Annotated in this window: 22 protein-coding genes; 17 read left to right on the top strand and 5 right to left on the bottom strand. The window is 57.6% G+C overall.

Translation table 11 applies throughout. From position 1 onward, the window contains the following. Nucleotides 1-8: 8 nt before the first annotated feature. Together SH668x_RS11790 and SH668x_RS11795 are read right to left on the bottom strand one after the other, a co-directional pair. Complete coding sequence (locus tag SH668x_RS11790; RefSeq protein ID WP_437185259.1) at nt 9-158, bottom strand: hypothetical protein; 150 nt, start codon at nt 156-158, stop codon at nt 9-11. A 53-nt stretch (nt 159-211) separates the two neighbouring features. Beyond that, entirely contained in the window at nt 212-421 is a 210-nt protein-coding gene (locus SH668x_RS11795; protein ID WP_437185260.1) for a hypothetical protein, read from the bottom strand. Between the two features lie 529 nt (nt 422-950). Between SH668x_RS11795 and mobF the strand changes: the two genes are divergently transcribed. The 5 genes from mobF to SH668x_RS11820 all read left to right on the top strand — a co-directional run bounded on the left by mobF (nt 951) and on the right by SH668x_RS11820 (nt 5,004). Further along, nucleotides 951-3,596: a MobF family relaxase gene (gene mobF, locus SH668x_RS11800; RefSeq protein ID WP_437185261.1), complete on the top strand. Its 2,646-nt coding sequence runs from the start codon at nt 951-953 to the stop codon at nt 3,594-3,596. Next, nucleotides 3,586-3,999: a hypothetical protein gene (locus tag SH668x_RS11805; protein ID WP_437185262.1), complete on the top strand. Its 414-nt coding sequence runs from the start codon at nt 3,586-3,588 to the stop codon at nt 3,997-3,999. The genes mobF and SH668x_RS11805 overlap by 11 nt, the downstream gene beginning before the upstream one ends. Nucleotides 4,000-4,234: 235 nt before the next feature. Continuing rightward, nucleotides 4,235-4,501 (top strand): addiction module protein, encoded by a 267-nt coding sequence (locus SH668x_RS11810; RefSeq protein ID WP_437185263.1) that lies wholly within the window; start codon nt 4,235-4,237, stop codon nt 4,499-4,501. Then, complete coding sequence (locus SH668x_RS11815; RefSeq protein WP_437185264.1) at nt 4,498-4,806, top strand: hypothetical protein; 309 nt, start codon at nt 4,498-4,500, stop codon at nt 4,804-4,806. Before SH668x_RS11810 ends, SH668x_RS11815 begins: the two co-directional genes overlap by 4 nt. A 6-nt stretch (nt 4,807-4,812) precedes the next feature. After that, nucleotides 4,813-5,004 carry a hypothetical protein gene (locus tag SH668x_RS11820; protein ID WP_437185265.1) on the top strand — a complete coding sequence of 64 codons (192 nt, stop codon included), beginning with the start codon at nt 4,813-4,815 and terminating at the stop codon, nt 5,002-5,004. 47 nt (nt 5,005-5,051) lie between these two features. Here the strand turns inward: SH668x_RS11820 and SH668x_RS11825 are convergent, their stop codons facing one another. Continuing rightward, nucleotides 5,052-5,960 carry an ArdC family protein gene (locus SH668x_RS11825; protein WP_437185266.1) on the bottom strand — a complete coding sequence of 303 codons (909 nt, stop codon included), beginning with the start codon at nt 5,958-5,960 and terminating at the stop codon, nt 5,052-5,054. Between the two features lie 786 nt (nt 5,961-6,746). On the opposite strand from SH668x_RS11825, the gene SH668x_RS11830 reads away from it, so the two are divergent. The 4 genes from SH668x_RS11830 to SH668x_RS11845 all read left to right on the top strand — a co-directional run bounded on the left by SH668x_RS11830 (nt 6,747) and on the right by SH668x_RS11845 (nt 13,755). Further along, nucleotides 6,747-11,765: a two-partner secretion domain-containing protein gene (locus SH668x_RS11830; RefSeq protein ID WP_437185267.1), complete on the top strand. Its 5,019-nt coding sequence runs from the start codon at nt 6,747-6,749 to the stop codon at nt 11,763-11,765. A 561-nt stretch (nt 11,766-12,326) separates the two neighbouring features. Continuing rightward, nucleotides 12,327-12,695 (top strand): hypothetical protein, encoded by a 369-nt coding sequence (locus tag SH668x_RS11835; protein WP_437185268.1) that lies wholly within the window; start codon nt 12,327-12,329, stop codon nt 12,693-12,695. A gap of 149 nt (nt 12,696-12,844) precedes the next feature. After that, nucleotides 12,845-13,429: a recombinase family protein gene (locus tag SH668x_RS11840; protein WP_437185269.1), complete on the top strand. Its 585-nt coding sequence runs from the start codon at nt 12,845-12,847 to the stop codon at nt 13,427-13,429. Continuing rightward, a complete protein-coding gene (locus SH668x_RS11845; protein ID WP_437185270.1) occupies nt 13,429-13,755 on the top strand; it encodes a WGR domain-containing protein in 327 nt (108 codons plus the stop codon). Before SH668x_RS11840 ends, SH668x_RS11845 begins: the two co-directional genes overlap by 1 nt. Before the next feature lie 84 nt (nt 13,756-13,839). Here the strand turns inward: SH668x_RS11845 and SH668x_RS11850 are convergent, their stop codons facing one another. After that, entirely contained in the window at nt 13,840-14,148 is a 309-nt protein-coding gene (locus SH668x_RS11850; RefSeq protein ID WP_437185271.1) for a hypothetical protein, read from the bottom strand. Between the two features lie 87 nt (nt 14,149-14,235). Further along, a complete protein-coding gene (locus tag SH668x_RS11855; protein WP_437185272.1) occupies nt 14,236-15,429 on the bottom strand; it encodes a hypothetical protein in 1,194 nt (397 codons plus the stop codon). A gap of 363 nt (nt 15,430-15,792) precedes the next feature. Between SH668x_RS11855 and SH668x_RS11860 the strand changes: the two genes are divergently transcribed. From SH668x_RS11860 to SH668x_RS11895, 8 genes are all read left to right on the top strand, one after another. After that, a complete protein-coding gene (locus SH668x_RS11860; protein WP_437185273.1) occupies nt 15,793-15,963 on the top strand; it encodes a YkvA family protein in 171 nt (56 codons plus the stop codon). A gap of 88 nt (nt 15,964-16,051) precedes the next feature. After that, on the top strand, nt 16,052-16,864 hold the full coding sequence (locus tag SH668x_RS11865; RefSeq protein ID WP_437185274.1) for a ParB/RepB/Spo0J family partition protein: 813 nt from the start codon (nt 16,052-16,054) through the stop codon (nt 16,862-16,864). Between the two features lie 29 nt (nt 16,865-16,893). Beyond that, nucleotides 16,894-18,360, top strand: coding sequence for a type IV secretory system conjugative DNA transfer family protein (locus SH668x_RS11870; RefSeq protein ID WP_437185275.1), 1,467 nt, complete (start codon nt 16,894-16,896; stop codon nt 18,358-18,360). Nucleotides 18,361-18,449: 89 nt separating this feature from the next. Next, the gene (locus SH668x_RS11875; RefSeq protein ID WP_437185276.1) at nt 18,450-19,046 is read left to right on the top strand and encodes a hypothetical protein; all 597 of its coding nucleotides are present in this window, start codon (nt 18,450-18,452) and stop codon (nt 19,044-19,046) included. 23 nt (nt 19,047-19,069) lie between these two features. Then, the gene (locus tag SH668x_RS11880) at nt 19,070-19,327 is read left to right on the top strand and encodes a hypothetical protein (RefSeq protein WP_437185277.1); all 258 of its coding nucleotides are present in this window, start codon (nt 19,070-19,072) and stop codon (nt 19,325-19,327) included. Nucleotides 19,328-19,329: 2 nt separating this feature from the next. Continuing rightward, the gene (locus SH668x_RS11885) at nt 19,330-19,536 is read left to right on the top strand and encodes a hypothetical protein (RefSeq protein ID WP_437185278.1); all 207 of its coding nucleotides are present in this window, start codon (nt 19,330-19,332) and stop codon (nt 19,534-19,536) included. 103 nt (nt 19,537-19,639) lie between these two features. Further along, on the top strand, nt 19,640-19,819 hold the full coding sequence (locus SH668x_RS11890) for a hypothetical protein (protein ID WP_437185279.1): 180 nt from the start codon (nt 19,640-19,642) through the stop codon (nt 19,817-19,819). Between the two features lie 14 nt (nt 19,820-19,833). After that, a complete protein-coding gene (locus tag SH668x_RS11895) occupies nt 19,834-20,064 on the top strand; it encodes a hypothetical protein (protein ID WP_437185280.1) in 231 nt (76 codons plus the stop codon).

Raw genomic sequence — 20,064 nt, forward strand, 5'->3', positions numbered from 1 at the left:
TCCCTCTCTCACTGAAAGCTGTTGAGCTGGAGGCGGAGTTCCTGGAACTCGCGGTCCAGTTCTTCGTGCTCGTCGAAGTCGATGTCGCATCCGGCAGAGAGCAGATCGGTCAGTTCGTAGAGTCGGAATTGCAGGCCGTGATGATCGGTATAGGTCATAATTCGATTCCTTTCGATAAAATGGGGCAGGCGGCGAACCTGCCCCGGTTGAGTTATTCCTTGGTTTCGCTGGCGATGCGGAGCGTCACGCGGCCGTCAAGCGGGACGCACTCCAGTTGGATGTTGGACCCTTTGCCGTCGGCATGAGGCCAGACGCTGCCGATGCGGGTCCAGAACCCGTTTTTGTTCTCGCCACGGTCACGCACCTGATAGGCGATGTGGCTCGGTGTTTTGGAGCTGGAGGTTTTCGAGTTGTTGGACATGGTGTGATTCCTTTCATTTCTGTTTCCGGCTGCGACCATCGCGGCCTGATGGCACCCGTCATAAAGTCGCCTCAGTTCGAGGCAGAGCGAGCGCAGCGAACCGGGCAACGGGAAAATTGGGGGAGACCTTCAGGGGGAACCGATTTTCCCGTTGAGCGGCCCGACGGCGGCTTTAGGAGTGCCTGATCAGAAGGCCGTGTGGGCAGTCGGATCGAACAGAGATAGGAATCGCCAGCTCTGCGGATCGAGATTTTTCGCCATGGTTCAATGAGTCATCTCACTTCAGATTCCCGAACTGGCTCAGAGAACATGCGGTTCTGGATGATGTGACCGCGTTGTCTGGACACTTGGGACGCTGCCGGTTCAACATTCTGTTTGAAGCCGTTTTCCCCGTCAGAAATGCCGAAATTTAGCCGCCAGCGAACAATCAACATGTCTCAAACTGGGACAGTGGCACCGCCGCCATTGGGAAATCTGCGACTTATGCGGCATTAACCATTTCCGACGACCTATCGGTGTAAAATGAGGCATGCTACGCATCATTCAAAACACCTCTGCGGCCGGTGCGAAGAGTTACTACAGCACGGCGGACTATTACACCGAAGGGCAGGAACTCTCCGGCCAATGGCGGGGGGAGGGAGCGCGGCGGCTCGGCCTGTTCGGTGATGTCCAGAAACAGGACTGGGACTCCCTCTGCGATAACCAGCATCCCCAGTCCGGCCAGACATTGACACTGCGCCAGAAGGAACATCGCCGGATCGGCTATGACTTCAACTTCCATGTGCCGAAGTCGGTCTCGGTGCTGCATGCCATGACCGAGGATGAGCGTTTACTCGAAGCGTTCCGGGATTCCGTGCATGAGACGATGCAGGACATGGAATCCGAAATGAAAACCCGTGTCCGCAAGAAAGACAAGAATGACGACCGCACCACCGGCAACATGGTCTGGGGGGAATTCATTCACACGACCTCGCGACCGATCGATGGCGTCCCTGATCCGCATCTGCATGCGCACTGTTTCGTGTTCAATACGACGTTCGATGAGCACGAAAAATCCTGGAAGGCCGGGCAGTTCAGCGATCTCAAGCGGGATGCTCCGTATTTCGAAGCGTTGTTTCATTCGCGGTTTGCTCAGAAGCTGACGGAACTCGGTCTGGATGTCGAACGGACGAAAACCGGCTGGGAGCTGACGGGATTATCCAAGGAGACGCTCACAAAATTCTCCCGCCGCACGGCCCAGATTGAAGAGGAGGCCCAACGTAAGGGGATCACCGATCCCCACCAGAAGGCGGAGCTGGGAGCCAAAACGAGGGCGGGCAAAGCCAAGAACCTTTCGCCTCGGCAATTGCATGACCAGTGGCAATCCCGGTTAGAACCTGCAGAAACCGATGCTCTGGGTTCAATGGCGTTTCAGATCGAACGTCGTACTTTTCAGGACGATTCATTCGTCGCTCAGGGGGCGGTCCAGGCGTCGGCTGATCATGGTTTTGAACGCAAGTCCGTCGTTCCGGAACGGACGCTCCTGGCCGATGCATTGAAGCGTTCTGTCGGGAAATCCTCCGCCGAAACCATCCATCACCAGTTCGAGAGCTATGGATTCCTGGCCGCGACTCGCGAAGGACGTCGCATGGCAACGACTCGCGACGTCCTGGCCGAAGAACGCTCGATGCTCCATTTCGCTCGTCGTGGCCGGGGAACCTGTCGTCCGTTCCAGATGAAGCCACATGAGTTTCAGAGAATCTGGCTCAATGTGGGTCAACGCAAAGCGGTGGAGCATGTGCTGCAATCTCGGGATCGTGTCGTGCTGATTCGAGGGGCGGCCGGTGTCGGCAAAACGACCATGATGCAAGAAACGGTCGAATCCATAGAGAAGAGTGGAACGAAGGTGTTCACGTTTGCTCCGTCCGCATCGGCCAGTCGGGGAACGCTGCGTCAGGACGGATTCCATGAGGCCGATACCGTCGCCCGCTTATTACTGGATGAAAAACTGCAGCAGCAGATTCAGGGTCAGGCGATCTGGATCGATGAAGCGGGGTTACTGGGGACCCGAACCACCGCGAAAGTCTTTGAGCTGGCCGACCGGCTGCACGCCCGTGTCATTCTCTCCGGGGATCGAAAGCAACATGGTTCGGTCGAACGGGGAGCGGCCCTGAGACTCCTCGAAGAGGAAGCGGGGCTGATCCCCTCGGAGATCAAGGAAATCAAGCGGCAGAAAGGGAGTTACAAACAGGCCATTCAGACATTGAGTGATGGGTATACGCTCGACGGGTTCCGCCAGCTGGATGATCTCGGCTGGATTCGGGAAGTTCCGGAACTGGATCGATACAAGGCGTTGGCCGCCGATTATGTCGACGCCGTGAACAATAAAAAATCCGCTCTGATTGTCTCGCCGACGCACCTGGAGGCCGATCGCATTACCTCGGAAATTCGCCAGACCTTTCAGCAGCAAGGGCGATTAGGTGTGGACGAACGGACGTTCGCCACGCTTCATAATGCCCAGTTGACAGAGGCCGAACGGGCCGATCCCATCAACGTCCTGCCGGGAGATCTGTTGGTGTTCCACCAGAACGCCAAGGGTTTTCAGAAAGGGCAGCGGGTGGTGGTCGGTGCGGAAGATCTTCCGGCCAGCGAAGCGGCCCGGTATCAGGTGTTCCATCAAGGAAAATTGTCACTGGCGGCCGGGGACATGATTCGGATCACCCAGAACGGAAAAACCGCCGACGGCAAACACCGCCTCAACAACGGTTCCCTGCATCAAGTCCAAGACTTCGATGCTCAGGGAAACATCGTCCTGGCCAATGGCTGGACGATTGGTAAAGAATTCGGGTTCATCGACTACGGCTATGTGGTGACGTCTCATGCCTCCCAGGGAATGACGGTCGATCGCGTCTTCGTCGGCCAGTCGTCCGATTCGTATCCAGCATCGTCGCGGGAACAGTTCTATGTCAGCTGCTCACGCGGACGGGAATCGGTCACGGTCTATACCGATGACAAGGAAGCGTTGCTGGCAGCAGTTCGCCATTCGGATGAACGGCTGAGTGCGACCGAACTGGTCGCCGGTGGACGGTCTTACTCTCGATCTCCGTCCAGCATGCCGTCTCTGCAATGGCTCCAGCAGCCCGCTCATGTGATCCATCCAACACATCTACGAGAGGAACTTGTCTATGACCGATAGCATTCTGGAGAAATACACCGGTCGGAGGCCGGTGGAGACCAATTCCCTGAACGGTTCCCCGGACGAAGAGGGCTTTGATGATCTGGGAGCGTTCGGCCTGCTCCGGGGCATCCGGGACCGGGCCATCATGCTGGAATTCCGCAAGAAAGACGGCAATTCGCTGGCTCTGGCCTACGCCTGGCTGGAGTCGGCCGAGTTCGATCCGTCAGAGGGAATCACACTCCGATTCGGCAGCCGAAAAATCCGGCTGATCGGGCGGAATCTCAATCTGGTGGGGCCATCGGGGATCGGCCTGTTCACCGCCATCACCCGGCATCGGGTCTCCTGGGTGCAGGAAGCGGATGAACCAATGTCCTGGCAGGCCGGGGAAAACTCCACCGTCATCGAACGGATCGAGTGGTGATAACTCTCGACCGTTCTGGCGTTTGATGTCATAATTGGGAGAACAAATTCAGGAAAAAACGATGTCTCATCAAACAGCTTTATTATCGGAACTGAGGCGACGCTCTGAGGCGACGCTCTGCGGCGTATCGTTCCGGGCAAATGCCTTCTCGTCCTGCCTTGGAAGTTCTGGCGGACATGCGGCAACGTCAGGCGCACGAAAAGGCGAGACTGAAAAACAATGATGATAAGGATTCATGACCATGACGCTCCGTGACCAAATCATTCAGCAAGCCCTGACCCTGCCTCCCGAAGACCGGGAGTATGTAGCGGATCTGTTGGAAGGCAGTCTGCCAGTTGGAGAATTCAGAACCGAAGAGATCGCCGATGCCTGGTCACAAGAGATCGATCGGCGGATTTCCGCCTATGATCGGGGCGAGACGACAGCCGTCGATTTTGACGTGGCGCTCGACAACATGCGTCAGGCACTGGAAACCCATCGAGCGAACAAGGCCGCCCAGTGAATTTCCGAGTTCTGCCGGAGGCGCAGGGAGACGCCATCGAAGCGGCCATCTGGTATGACGACCGTCAGGCGTCATTGGGAACCGAATTCCTCGCGGTTGCCCATCAGGCGTTTCAGTTGATCCAGTCCGGCTCCCAATCGCTGAGCAAGCTCGAAACCTATCACGGGCCACACGATGTCCGGCGACTCTTGCTGAAACGCTTCCCCTATGCGGTGGTTGTTTTGGTCCGGCCGGAGGAAGTGGTTGTCGTGGCTGTGGCTCACACAAGACGTCGTCCGTTGTATTGGCTCGATCGGCTGGGGTAATCAAGTATGACCGAAACGGATGATCCCGAAGCAATCATCACGGCCATTCGTGAAGGCCTGGCGGATGTCGAAGCGGGTCGCACACAGCCTGCTCGGACCGCTCTCCAGCGTCTGGTCAGGAAATATGGCTTCACTGAGCCGAGCAAATCAGAAACCACCAGCCGCGCGACAACGGAGCGCGAAGAATTTTCACCGTGAAAACCAGCGACCGCTGGAGTGTTCCAGCGGTCGCGGAAATTTCTGGCTCAGGTGGTTGCTTCCGGCTGTGGCTGCAAGCCATGCAGGAATTCGACCGCTTTGCTGGCGTGGGAGGCAGCGGAGAAGATCGCCCGTTTGTCGTCCTTCAACACTTTCAGCCAGGACGCGAGGTAGGCGGCGTGGTCGTCTCGGATTTCGGGGGTGATCGCCAGATCGGCACAGAGGAACGCCGATCCCAGTTCGGCGACCAGCTCCTCCATCGCATAGCCTTCATCTCCCCATTTCTTCCGTCCCAGATCACGGTTCAAGCGGGACGGATGCCGCGTCCAGTGGATTGTCTCATGGCCGAGAGTTGCCGCATTTGATTCGGCATCCACGAAGCATTCAAACGGCGGCATCTGGATATGATCGCTGCCGATGGCGTAGTACGCCTGATTCCCTCCGATGCGAACGTCGGCTTTGGTGTTGGCGAAGAATGCTTCCGCCTGTTCAATCCGTTGCAGGTTCTCCTTGGGTGGCTCGGCCAGCGTTGAGAAGTGCTTGGGCAGGCCGTCGCACTGTTCCGCATTAAAAACGGTGTATTCCTTCAGGTAAGGAATGTTCTCCTCGATCTCTTCTCCTTCGTCGTTGGTCTCCGTTCGTTTGAACGTGTTGGCGTAAACAACCGGCGAACCTTTTTCCCCTTTGCGAACCTGTCCTCCCAATTCCTGAGCCTGCTTGTAGGTCAGCCAGAACGGGCAGGCATAACCCGCCAGTTCGGCGGAGGCCCACAGCATCAGAATGTTGATTCCTTGATACGGCGTGCCGTTATGACGTAACGGCCGGGTGATCCTGCCGGCAGCATGTTCGGCATTCCAGGGTTTCATCCAGGGGCGAACCCCTTGTTCCAGACTCTCGACAATCTGGTTGGTGACACGGGTGTAAACATCGGTGCGAGTTTTGGTGGAAGTGACCATCGGGAACGTCTCCGTTTTCAAAGTGAAATGAACTTCGTTGAGCCAAAGCAGCTCATGCTTTTGGCCAACGGAGACGAAGGCCCAAAGCCGGGGGGAACGCAGTCAAGGACGACCGGTCTGGAGGGCACCGCTCTGCACAAGCGACGCAGGAGTGCGGAAGAGTGGGAGGAAGCCAGACCGGTCGCATGGCCCGATCCTTGACGGCGTGGGGGGACTCTCCCCCTTGAAACAAAACAAGAAATCGCCGCAGGCATCCGCAGCAGGCCGATAGGCCGCCGCACCAGCGGGAGAAAGGGGGCCTCAGCCGTTCGTCAGAACCGAGCGATCAGCGAGCCCTGCATCACGCGGTCGCCAGGAAGGCGAAGGTGCTTAAATGAAATCAGGAGTGGTCCAATTCAGTTACTTCTACCGTCTCAGGTCGCATTCTGGAAAATGCCGCCAACGCATTCTGGATTCGGGAGATCGACGGTAAGAAAATCCGGATTCTGGCGAAGCTTAACCATTCACTGGACAAGGACAATGAATGACGTAACACAAGTCATATTGGTACAAGAACGCCCCGGCATTGGCTGCTCCGTCCCTACCCATCTGGCCCGATGGGTAGGGAGTCTGAGCCAAGCTCCTGATCTTTCACTATTGTGTTGATATTAGCAGTGGCTTGTAGTAATCATTTATTAACAATTACTACGCTACACTAAACCTATTTACCAACTTCATGTTAAGACATTGGATTTACCGCTGCTGCGACCTTGTTCCCTGACCTCTTATCTGCGTGCCACGACGGCTATGACAGCCATCTCGTTGCTGGCGGCGACGCCAGCACTCGCCCTGCCGCAGGGCGGCCAGATGGTAGGCGGTCAGGCGAGCATTGCGACGACCGGTCACCAGACGACCATCACCCAGTCCACGCAGCGCGGCATTATCAACTGGCAATCGTTCGATATCGGCCAGAGCGAGGGCGTTCACTTCCAGCAGCCCTCTGCGGCGTCGGTCACGCTCAACCGCGTCACGGGCGGGGGCGGTGCCTCGCAGTTACTGGGCAACCTCACCGCTAACGGCACGGTGATGCTGGTCAACCCGCAAGGCACGTTCATCGGCCCCAATGCCAGCGTCAATGTCGGCAGCTTCCTGGCCACCACTAGTGATATCAGCAACGACCGCTTCATGGCGGGCGATTACCGCTTCGACATGCCCGGCAACCCGAACGCCGGGATTGTGAACCTCGGCAGTGTCACGGTGGCAGAAGCCGGGCTGGCTGCCTTCGTGGCCCCAAACGTGGTCAATAACGGGCTGATCCAGGCGAAGCTCGGCAAGGTACAGCTTGCCTCCGGGGATACATTCACGCTTGATCTTTATGGGGATGGCCTCTTTGCGCTTGAGGCCAGCCCCACCATCACCAGCCAGTTGGTCACCAATGGGGGCATCATCGCCGCTGAGGGCGGCAAGGTGCTGATGACCGCTGCGGCTGCCGGTGAGGTGGTTAATTCGCTCATCAACATAGACGGCATCATCAGTGCCACCAGTATCGGCGAGCAGAACGGGGAGATCGTGATTTTCGCCGAAGGCAGCAATGCGGTGACCGGCAACGACCAAACCCAGAAAGGGCAGAAGCAGGGCAGTTCCACTGTGCTGGTCTCAGGTATCATTGACGCTTCCGGCCGCAAGCCCGGCGAACGCGGCGGCAAGATTACGGTGACGGGTGATCATGTGGCGCTGCTGGATGGCACTCTGATCGACGCTTCCGGCCACACGGGCGAGAGCGGCACGACAGTGGGCAAGGCGGTCTCTGCTCACCGCGACGGCTCTGCCGGTGGCGACATCCGCATCGGCGGTGACTATCTCGGCCAGGGTGACACGCCGACGGCACGCTACCTCTATGTCGATCCGGGAGCGCTGATCGTCAACGATGCGCTGTTTACCGGCGATGCCGGGCGCAGCATCTTCTGGAGCGACGGCAATACGCAGTTCTACGGCAATGTCTATGCACGTGCTCTGGGCGGGCAGGCCATTGACGCACTCACCTGGAGCGCCACCGCAGGCGGCAACCATGGCGACGGCGGGTTCGTCGAGACATCGGGGTACCAGCATCTGGATGCAGGTGGTTACGTCAACCTCACCGCCAGCAGCGGCGAGAAGGGGACCTACTTCCTGGACCCGACCGACATCACGATTTACGGCAATGTCGATCCGGCGTTCCAGTCCACCGACGGCAGCATCGACCTGGCCTCCAGCCTCAAGCTGTGGCTTGATGCCTCTGACACCAGCAAGGTCACGCTCACCTACTCCACCGACGGCTTGTCCGGCGCCACCGCGACCGGAACGGCCGGCAGCAACACGATCACCACGAGCACGGATGTCGCGGCCAGTCTCACCGTGGGCGCCAGAATCCGCCTCGGTGTAGCCGGTGCCGTGACAACTGCTGACACAATGGGAGCCGACACTTACACCGTCGCCTCCATCACCGGCACCACCATCACGCTCGGTGAAAGCCTGACGCAGAACTACACCGACAGCGCCCTGCGCCGCGGCCTCGTCAGCCAGCTCGCGGACAAGTCCGGGCAGAACAACAACGCCACGCAGGCTACTGCCGCCAACATGCCCCTGTGGGTGAGCAATGGCCAGAATGAGCTGGGGTTGGCGAAGTTTGATGGCAACGACACACTTCGTAATACAAATTTCATTGTAAACACTGCAAATCTCAGCATTTTAGCGTTGTTTCAAGAAACGCTTGCGTCAGAAAACAGGCGATTCTTTGATCTAGGAAACTCGAGTGGAGATGTTAATAGTCTGTATGTTTCTGTGGATTTTAAATTTGGTGCTGGATTCTCCGCAGGATATAGAATTCCAGAGAATTCCCCGGCCAGTCACGGAGTTGCAAACACAAGCCTCGCGTTGATTTCGTATGTCAAGTCAGGGAGTTCATCACAAACATCCTGGTGGAATGGTGTAAGCTCAAGCACAAACACCAGTGTGGTGACGACGTTTGATTCTCAAAGGTTTACGATTGGAAATCAGAATTCGGAAAACCCGAATAACTTTCTTAACGGGAATGGTTATGAACTTCTTCTGTACACCACTGACCTGAGTGTTTTTTCTCGAGGCTTGATGGAGCAATACCAATCGGCCAAGTGGGGCATCGCGCTGACGCCGCCGGGCACGGGGGCAACTGAGGTCGCCAAGGCTACAGCTTCGGACGGGTACTCAGCGTTCACCACCCGCTACCTGGAGCAGCTCTCCCAGTCGGCCAACATCTCGCTCCAGGCCACGAACGACATCAACCTGGATTTCAAAGGCGACACGCTTTCGCTCGCCTCGGGCCGAGATCTGACGCTCACTGCCGGGAACAACATCACCTCCGCCTCCGCGGGCACGATCCAGACGGCCGGGACAGGAAGTATCCTGCTGTCCGCCGGCGGTGACATCAACCTGTCCCACGACCTTGACCTGACGACCACCGGTACCGGCTCGGTGACACTGCGGGCGAACAACTCGATCCTCTACTCCGGGGGCGGCGACATCACGACTCAGGGCGGCGCGATCACGCTGAACTCCAACCGCGACGCCAGTGGAGCCGGTGCCATTTCCCTCGGTTCGGGAACTTTACTGACGAGTAACGGCGGGAACATCACTCTCGGCGGAGGAGTCGACCCGCTCACCACCGCGGCCCTCGGCACCGCAAGTAATGTGCAGGGCATCAGGTTGGTCAGCGCGATGCTCAACGCGCAAGGAGGCAATATCAGCCTGCGCGGCCAGGGCGACGCGGCATCCACTATTTCTGATTACCTTACTAGCGCACACGGACTGTTCCTGAACGACAGTACCCTTCAAACGAATGGCGGCGGCACGATCGCCTTAACCGGCTTGGGAGGGGGCGCTGACTCAAGCGGATCCAACTTCGGAGTATCTCTCTATGCCGGCAGCACCGTATCCGCCCAGAACGGCACCATCACGATCAACGGCACAGGAGGTCATGGCAGCAGCTCTAGTATTGGTCTCAGCATCTCCGGCTTAGGAACTAACACAATTCACTCCACCGGCAGTGGCAGCATTTTGATTTCAGGTACAGGGAATGGATCGGCCCATGGGGTTCATCTAAACAGCGCGACGGGCGGTATCTATAGTACCACAGGCTCCGTGGCTGTGACAGGTATTTCGGGTGCCAGCGGTTCTGGGTTGAAGGCTGACAATGCCGGATTTACGCTGGGTGGCGCTACTGCGACCGGGGACATCACCCTCACTGGCGATCGGCTCTCTCTGGGCGGCAACGTCACGACGCGGACCTCGGGTACGGTCACCATCCGGCCCTACACCGCCTCGACATCTATCGGTATCGGGGGCGCGACGGGTATGCTAGATATCACTTCGGCGATATTGAACAGTATCTCGGCAGGCACGCTGTCAATCGGCAGAAGTGACGGCACGGGGCTGATGCGGGTGGCCGGGACGAATTTGTCGGCCCGAGACTATCACCTTTCGCTGATTAACGGCAGCGGGAACATCCAGCTCGACGGCGGGGTCACCGCGTTGGCTCTTGGAACCAGCCGGAATTTCTCGGCCGCGACAACGTCCGGGCACATCACTGCCCCGACAGCGGCCGGCACCATCACCACTACCCGAACTGGCAGCGGCGGCAATATCACGATGACGGCGGGCGGTAGCGGCACGATCAACGTGAGCAACTTGACCCTGAATGCCAATAACGGCGGGGAGATAAACCTTACTTCGGCAGGTGCCATGACCATTGGAACGATGAATGCCGGTTCGATTCTCGCTCGCACCACGGACGAAACGTCTGACCTGACGATAGCGTCCGGCAAGACGCTTTCGGCCTCTGCCTCTGGCAACGCCATCACGCTTGCCGCTGGCCGTAACTTCATCAACAACGCGGGCAGCGGGGTCTTATCCACGCCGTCCGGCCGCTGGCTGGTGTATTCCACGAATCCGGCCGATGACACCATCGACACCCTGACCAATGACTTCCGCCGCTTTTCCTGCACCTACGGCGGTTCCTGCCCGTCCTTCCCGGCTAGCGGCAAGGGGTTCCTGTACGGTTCCACCCCGCTCCTGACGGTGAGCCCGACCGGCGGCCTCGCCGTGACCTATGGTGACGTGGCTCCGAACCTCTCCGGTTACGCCTATACACTTTCGGGCTATCTGGATTCGGACGCTACGATCGACTCCATGACCGGTTCACTTGCGGGGACCACGCCATACACACAGGGGGCGAGCGTCGGGAATTACGCGATCAGCCATGCGTCGGGAACACTTGCCTCAGCATTGGGGTATGAGTTTACCTATGCAAGCAACGCGACAGGCATTACCGTTGCCCCGGCAAGCCTGACCGTCACTGCCAACGCCATAAGCAAACTGTATGGCGCAGCTGATCCGGCTCTGACTTACGGCTACTTCGGATTAGCGAATGGTGACACCTCTGCGGTCTTCACCGGTGGCTTGAGCCGCGCAGCAGGCGAAACGGTAACTGGCAGCCCGTATGCTATCGGCCTTGGTACACTTTCGGCAGGGAGTAACTACACGATTGATTACACCGGTGCGGACTTCATCATCCGCGACGGTTTCGGCGATGTGCAGCGAATTATCCTGAGCGTGAAGCCCGTGTCTTCGCCGCCCTATCAAGGGGACGTGGTGGCGACTGACAACACGTCGTCACCCACACAAGACACGGATCTAAGCCATCCGTATGAGCTATCGCCAGCGTCGGCAGGACACAGGCCGCGCTGGCTCAATCCAGAGATCGCCGTGGCTCCCGAGTTGCAGCAGATATTCGATCTTCCTCCCTACCTGTAATGGAAATTGAGCATGGCTTACGGTCGGCTGAACTGGGGGAGTCAGCTGTCATTTTCAGAAGTGCGTGACAGTGCAATGCCATATTGACATTGGCTTCTGATCTTTAAAGTTGCCAGAACCGGTCGTCAGTAGTATGTCGGAAATACAGAAGGCAATGTCAGTGGACTACATCGCGTGGATGACGAAGACGGAAATATTCCTGAAAGTGGCGTTCTTCGCTTATCCGATTCCGCTTGGGTTGTGGCAAGACAAAGGGCTGATGTAATTGGCCCTCTTTCTGAACGAGGTGACGTATCCTGTTCTCTTGCAAAAGAGGCTGGCAGGCAGTTAGGGATATCCCTACTGGATCGACAGCGGGAGAGATGGGGAGTATTGCGCTGATCCTGGATGCTCGAGTGTCCCCACTGCGGTGCCGGAACTGGAAGAATATGCCGCGATCCTGTTCCTCAGTCTGGCATTGCTGGTCGGCTGGCGGGTGAGCCGTAAAAGTACGCAATACTTGGCCAAATTTCCGGATGGAGCCAGACCGGCAACGATTCAAGAGGAAGGAACACTTTGATCATGAAACCATTCATTCGATCGTGCCGTCATTGGAGTCATCGGGCTGCTCTCTTCACCGCATTCCTGATCCTCTGCGGCGGTAGCCAACCGGCTTTGGCCGAGCCGATCCTCACGGAGGACGGACGCTGCCTCCAGCTGTATGAATCGTGTGATGGGAGCTGCGAAGTCCTTGGGTATAATAAAGTTCTGCTGAACGCGGAAAACGACTGCATCTGGTGCTATGACGGTGATGGGGACAATCAATGTGATGGAACACCTCCCCCGGCAGCTGTTCCCGAGTTGGAAGAATACGCTGCCGCGCTGTTCCTGGGCCTGGCGTTGTTGATCGGCTGGAAGGCCCGTCGAAATCTCCGCACATCAACCGTCTGACCAGCTTCATGAATTTGTCCGATTGAGGTACACCTCAAACTGACGTCAGGTGAACCACCGGATACTGCTGTCAGACAGGGTGGTCCACGTCATTTCTTGACAGGTGTCGGAAACGGTCTTAGAGATGACCTGACACTTTCAGGAGGACTATGGCATCCCAGGGACAACGCATCGGTTATCTCCGCGTCAGCAGTGCCGACCAGAACCCCGACCGGCAACTGGAAGGGCAGACGCTCGACCGGAAGTTCATCGACAAGGCTTCCGGCAAGGACATCGAGCGTCCTCAGTTGCAGGCCCTGATCCAGTATGCCCGTGACGGGGATACGATCCTCGTTCACAGCATGGACCGCCTGGCCCGGAACATCGATGACCTGTTGCAGCTGGTGAAGGATTTCACCAGACAGGGAATCGTGGTCGAGTTCCTGAGCGAGAACCTGCGGTTCACCGGTCAGGACAGCCCGATGTCGCAACTCATGCTGACGGTGCTGGGAGCGGTCTCCCAGTTCGAACGGGATTTGATCGGAGAACGCCAGCGGGAAGGGATCGCTCTGGCGAAACAACGGGGGACCTATCGCGGCCGCAACCGCAAACTTTCGGCCGACCAGATTCCCGAACTGGTGCAACGGGCGACCGCTGGCGAAAGCAAAGCGGCGCTGGCCCGTGACTACGGCCTCAGCCGGGAAACCGTCTATCAATATCTCAGGCAGGCCAAGCCCTCCGAACCGGCCGCCTGATGGACCACTTGCTGACGGTCCGGCTCGAAGCCCATTACCCCGAACGAAATCATCATCGGTTCTATGAACTGGCCCTCGGCCTCGATCTGTTCGGACTCTGGACGTTGACCGTCCATCACGGCCGCACCGGCCGACCGGGACATCAACGATCGTTTTCCAGCAGCGATCTGCAAACCCTGCAAACACAGATTCGCCGGTGTCTGATCGTCCGGGAATCGGCTCCCCGGCGTCTCGGCTGCCGGTATCAGCTAGTGAATCTCAGCCAGGACGACGATTTGCTCATCGAAGACTGGCTGCCGGAAGCGTGGCTTCAGCCATTTCGGTAACGAAGAGGATTTCCGCACAGGCACACGGCCCATCAGGCCGACCGGATGAAGGCATCACAGTCTCTGCAGAAATCAGGGAAAAACTCAGCGCCCTCGTGGTCGCGGCGCGCGTTGAAGAGCCTCATGAAGACATCGGCAGAGTTCCTCATCATTTCCAACCAAAGCTCCCCCATCTTCCACGTTCAGGTTCTTGAGCATGGCTTCATAACGATCCCATATCCGGTGAGTTTCCGGAGTTCCCAAATCAGGTGGCCCGACACAATATCGAAGTTCCGATTCGTCACTTTCCAGCAGAACGTCCAGTGTTGCCAGAAATTGGTAAGGCTCCAGTTGGTAGCGTCCGGCCAGTTCATTGACCTTCATGAGAATGGCGACTTGGGAATTATCCAGCATCTTGTTCCGACACGATGAGTGATTAACTTATGCAGTATCGGAAAAATATCTTAATAAACCGTCAATCGGGCGCAGCTTGTTATCAATTCATCCGCGACGATTTCCCAGTACAAAGCATTGATACCAGGCAATGAGTTCTTTGGCGACGGCAGACGGACCAGTGATTTTGAGAGTGCCACGCCTGTCTTTCGCCGTGTGCACCAGATCCAATCCGAAATAGTCTTCTAATCGGCGAATCAGTCTGCGAGCCCCTTTGGCATCCCCGGCATGCAGGCGCTTTCCGGTTTCATTTAATGATCCGCTTTGAACATAGGAGCGTAAGACTTCCAGGCAATGGAACACCTGAAAGCGAACCTGACGAGGGTTGTCGATCAATTGCCGCAAGCGTTGCTTGATCCTCTCATCCAGGACCAGGGAACGGGACAGATCTTCAGCATGCTCTCCCAGAGTGCTGGCGATGCAGGCGTGATATCGCTGTTGCGAAGAGAACACCACTTCAATCGGAACCCGCGCGCTGCGAACGCTGACGATTTCCCCCGACCGGGGATGCAACTCCAGCGTGAACATCTCCGCCATTCCCTGACCGGATAGGGCCACCCAGTCGATCAGCATCCCGGTATGCAGCTGAGAACTGACCCGTAGCGGAAATCCGGCCGGAATCCAGCCCTTATCAATCTGTTCGCGGTGTTCCTCGGGATCAGCCGCACACCAGGTATCGAACATGCCAGCCTGCAAGACGTAACCATTCGACACTTCACGGGAACGGCTCATCCGCACCAGTCCAGTGGCGGAATTTCCCTGAGCATCGACCATGACGAGTGATTTTCGTGGAAGGAGAACATGGGGACCATGCTTCAGGCTGCTCCGGAACTCGTAATTTCCAACGTGTGATTTGAGCGAGGGGAGATTCCATTCCGCAGGCCAGGGGGCCATCCGCAGCTCAGGAGCTTGAATGCTCAACGGATCACGACAGCCCTCGAAGTGAATCCACGCGGCCGCATTTCCGCGTTTGGCAAAGAACTGCCTCATCATCTGCAGGCATCCGGGCCGCAAGCGTTTCCAGGACTCGTGTGTGTGGAGTCCCAGTCCTGCGGCCACCCAGTCCAGCGGAGCGGCGGGATGATCCGTGAACCGCTCGGCGGTGGACAGCAGCCCCCCATGCTGGTTGACGCAATACGCAGGAACGTCAGACGCCAGGGGCATCTTGTCCTGAAACGGACGGTCGGAACGCTGGCCGTGCAGATCGTGCAGGCGGTTCCAGAGTGGTCGAGCGGAGTTCATCAATGAGTTCCTTCGGAGTCAGTGTTGCGGTGATGATGTCCTTGTGGTTCTGGAGCCCTGCCCGGCCGGGAAGAGGATGGCGGAGGTTAGGGCGCGTGCTTGTCGCGGCGCCCCAATCGACCCCCAAAGAATTCCTCATAGGATTCCATTGTCGATCAGGCACACGGGCCACCGTGGTGATCGACAGAGAACACGAAAAGAATCGGTTCTCTGAGAAAACCGGTCGTGTTCGGCTGGAGCAAGCATGCTGGGATCTGGCTCCCCGTATTGTCACGGGTGGCAGATCTCCGTTCAAGGCCGAATGAGTCAGCGGATCACATTCGGCCTGTCTTCTTCGATCCGCATGTAAGGAACGTGATCGCCATGAATGATCGAACCAAAGCCGTTTTACTGATTGTGGCTGCTGTGCTGTATGTGATCTCACCGCTCGACTTCATTCCTGATCCGCTGCTGGGGATTGGGCAACTGGATGATCTGGTGATCGGCATTATGGGCTTCCGTAACGCCAAAGGATTGCTGACCGGGGAATGCTGATGCAGCCTCTCCTGGCGAGGGGCGGTGCGTTCTCCGGGAATCACCGCTCCTCCTTTCTCTCCCTCATTCTGTAACAGGAGTTCCTGTCATGAGCCGCGAACAGATTCAATACCTCTCGCTGGACCAGATTCAAACCGTCAGCCAGGTACGAACGCACTTCGATGAAGAGGCGATTCACGGACTAGCGATAAGCCTCAAGGAACTGGGCCAACTGCAACCGATCCGAGTCCGCAAGGTCGGTGACACGTACATTGTCGTTGATGGTGAACGCCGCCGTCGGGCCGCCCCTAAGGCCGGGATGACGACCATCGCCGTGATCATCGAAGAGAAAGATCTCAATGACGGGGAAGTGATTCAGCGACAGCTGATCGCCAATTGCCAGCGGGAGGATCTTTCCGCGATGGAAAAAGCCCGTGCCCTCCAGCGACTCATGGAAACCACTGGCTGGAATGCCTCTCAAGCCGCCGCCAAGCTCGGCCTCTCCAACGCGACTGCCACACGTCTGTTGTCACTTCTCTCTCTGCCGATGGCCTTGCAACAGAAAGTGGACCAGGGCCAAATCGCGGTCAGTGCGGCCTATGAACTAGCGAAAGTGAGCGATGCCGACCGGCAGACCGAACTGAGTCAGCAGGTCGAGTGCGGCCGACTTACCCGTGATGCTCTGACCGGTGCGCTCAAGGCGGAACGCAAAGAGCCGTCCACATCAGCGATGCCTTCCCGTGCGACCGCCGTCTTGGCTCCCGGCCGGTCGATCACTGTTACCAGTGACGGTCTGGATCTGGAACGGTTCATTTCCCTCATCGAGGACCTGCTCGCCAAAGCCAGGAAGGTTCGGCCCCAGGGCGTCGAACTGTCCACATTCATCAAGATGCTTCGGGATCAGTCGAAGGCCGCCATCTGACACACTTCCATTTCAACAGGAGAAATCTCATGTGGTCATTATTGAGTCGCCGTGCCCGACTGCGGCAGTGGGATCTGGCGACACCGATCCTGTCGTTCTCAAAACACGATCACTGGACGATCGGCGATGCCTGTCAGGGAACGCAGACTTTCGGAAGTACCGGCAGTGGCAAATCGACCGGAACAATGGCGGCGATCTGTGAGTCTTTTCTGAATGCTGGATTCGGCGGGATTTTCTTCACTGTCAAGCCGGATGATCGGCAGACTTACGAAGCCTACTGCCGGAAAACCGGCCGACTGCACGATCTGATCGTCTTCGGAATCAACGAACCGTGGCGCTATAACCCGATCGATGCCGAACTCCAGCGACAGGATGCGGGGGCCGGGTTGACGGAAAACATCGTCGCGTTGCTCAGTACCTTGCTCGAAGTCTGCGAACGCAGTTCCGGGCAGGATGGCCGGGACGATTCCGGCTACTGGAAGCGGACCAACCGCCAGTTGATGCGGAACACCATCGACTTGTTGGCGATGGCGACCGGTCGTCTGTCGGTTGAAGATCTCTATCGAGTGGTGGTCTCGGCGGCCGGTTCTCCCGAACAGGTCCGCTCGCCGGAGTGGCGGGAGAGTTCGTTCTGCTTCCAGTGTTTGCAGCAAGCCGATTGCCCCGCGAACCGGGACCACAAATCGCATGACCTGAACATCGTCGTCGATTTCTTTCTGGTCGAGTGGCCGAACCTCAGCGAAAAGACCCGCAGCATCGTCCTCAGCACGTTCACCAGCATGCTCGATGTCCTCAATCGTGGCACCATCCGGCAACTCATGGGTGGTGAAACGAATCTCACTCCCGAAGCGGCTCTGGATGGCAAGATCATCATCCTCGATTTGCCCATCAAGCAATTCGGCGAGGTTGGCACGTATGTGCAAATCCTCTGGAAATACTGCTTTCAGCGGGCCATGGAACGGCGGAACGTCCGCGACAATCCCCGGCCAGTGTTCCTGGTCTGCGATGAAAGCCATCTGCTGGCAGTTTCGTCCGACCAGATGTTTCAGACAACGGCGCGGAGTTCCCGTGTGGCGACCGTCTATGCGACTCAGAGTATCTCGAACTATCTGTCCGTGTTCGGAGACAAGGCGGAAGCCGAAGTTCACAGCCTGCTCGGGAATCTACAATCACAGTTTTTTCATCAGCAGGCGGATATCAAAACCAACCAGTATGCGGCGGAGCTGATCGGCCGCACCCGGCAGTTCTTCTCGAACGCCAGCCACAGTTATCAACCGACCGATTTCCTGGACTCATTACTGGGGATGTCTCATCCGCAAAGCAGTGCCGGTGTGAGTGAGTCCATGGAATACGAAGTCCAACCCAGTGTCTTCGCGGGTCTCCGCAAAGGGGGACCGCCGCACTGGTCCGTGGACGCCATCCTCTATCAGGGAGGACGTCGGTTCCATGAAACGGGTCGTCCCTGGCGACCCGTGACCTTCCGCCAGCAGTTCTAACGAGCATTCCGGCCTCGTCGGTTTGAAAGTTCTTGACCCCCGTTTGCGCTCAAGGTGCGCGCTGACATCACCTTCAAGGAGTTATTGCGATGCAACCCACACACTCACAACCACCATTGGCCGATGCCCGACAAGGGATGGGATTCCTCATCCTGCTCATCAATGCCTGGGCGGATTCCTGTCTGGTCTTCCTGCGATACCGGTTCGGCTCGCGGTTTCGGGAGAACAACGGCGTCTGGGCCGTCCTGTTGATCTTCGTCTGGGCCGGGTTCTTTGCGGAATACGATCAGGGTTATCAGTCCATGATGGTGTTCCTGGGATTGTACGTCTTTGCGAGTGCCTGCCATCAGTTGATGGCCCAGTGGCGGTACTTCCGCAAGATCTCGAATCAGGAACATTCTCGTTATTCGGGGTATCCCCGCCTGCTGAAGAATTTTCCCTGGTTCTCGGAAGCGACCATCAAGCTCAAGGTCGAACCGATCTTCGTGCTCCTGGTGGGCTTGATGCTCCTGCTGATCAGCATCCCCCTGGGACTGTATCTCATCGTGGGGTCCTTCTGCCTGAACCTCTCGGTCTCACTCGTCGAGATCTGGTACCGCAAACAGGCTGAGCGGATGCATGACCAGATGGTCGAGCAACAACAGCTGTCCGAACGATTTCGCGAGCTCCGCGAAGGCCGTTTCTAAACCCTTTTTTTGAAAGGAAATGAATGATGTCCAGTGAGCCCACCAAATGGGGGTCGGAACACGCGTCGGCGATGTTCCGGCAGGGACTGCGTGAACTGCGCGGTGCCCTGTATCCCGAATCGAACGTCGCCCAACAACCGGAGTACGGCTTGTATGGGACTGTCACTCCCGGTGAGGTCGCCGCCTCACGGCGCGACTCCATTGTGGATGAAAAATTGCAACAACTCGACAACCAACCGGTCCCCGAACGGGACCACAAAGACCGAGAAAGGGATGATTAGTCATGCTGGAAAACTTTGCAGACCTGCTGTGTAACACCCTCAATGTGATCGAAAAACTGTTCGTAACCTGGCTGGCGACGGTGCTGGCCATTCTGACCGTCCTGGGGCTGCTGGGGCTGATATTCAGCTCCATGGCTCACCACAACCCGGACGCCTTGCGGGATTTCGCCTATGGCGTGGGTCGCATCCTGGGCATGCCAGCCGATTGAAGCGTGCCTGAGTTCAGACCGGTGCAGGCAATCCCAAGTCTGCGCCGGTCTGTTTCTCCGCCATGCCTCTCCTTGAGAGCTTCAACGTGAAACAGGAGTTCCCATGCCAGATCCTCCTTTATCCATCGACTCATTGGCCCGGAAAACGGCCATGCACTGCCGCCGTGTCATTCAGTCCTGCCTGCGGGAAGAAGAGTGGCGCGACGCTGATAACGAGTTCTACGAAATCATCCGCCGGGCACTGCTCGAACTGCTCCAGAACGACAATCCTTCTCAAGCTTGAAAGAGAACCATCCCATGTCCCGCCGCAATCGAAAACCCGATTGCCAGCCACCGGAAACGGCAGCGTCATCGCTGCGTCTTCCGTCCGGGACACCGGCATGGATCACTCCGGAGTTGGTCGAGCTGACATTGAAAACCTGGCAACCGTATTACCGGGAACCGCTCTCCATCGATGAGGCCATCGGCATGATCCGGAGCGCCGGTCTGATGTTTGATGCCCTGTCACCACTGGAACCGAAAGGATGA

Origin of the sequence: Planctomicrobium mucosum (genome assembly GCF_051466335.1) — a bacterium.
GTDB lineage: Bacteria > Planctomycetota > Planctomycetia > Planctomycetales > Planctomycetaceae > Planctomicrobium.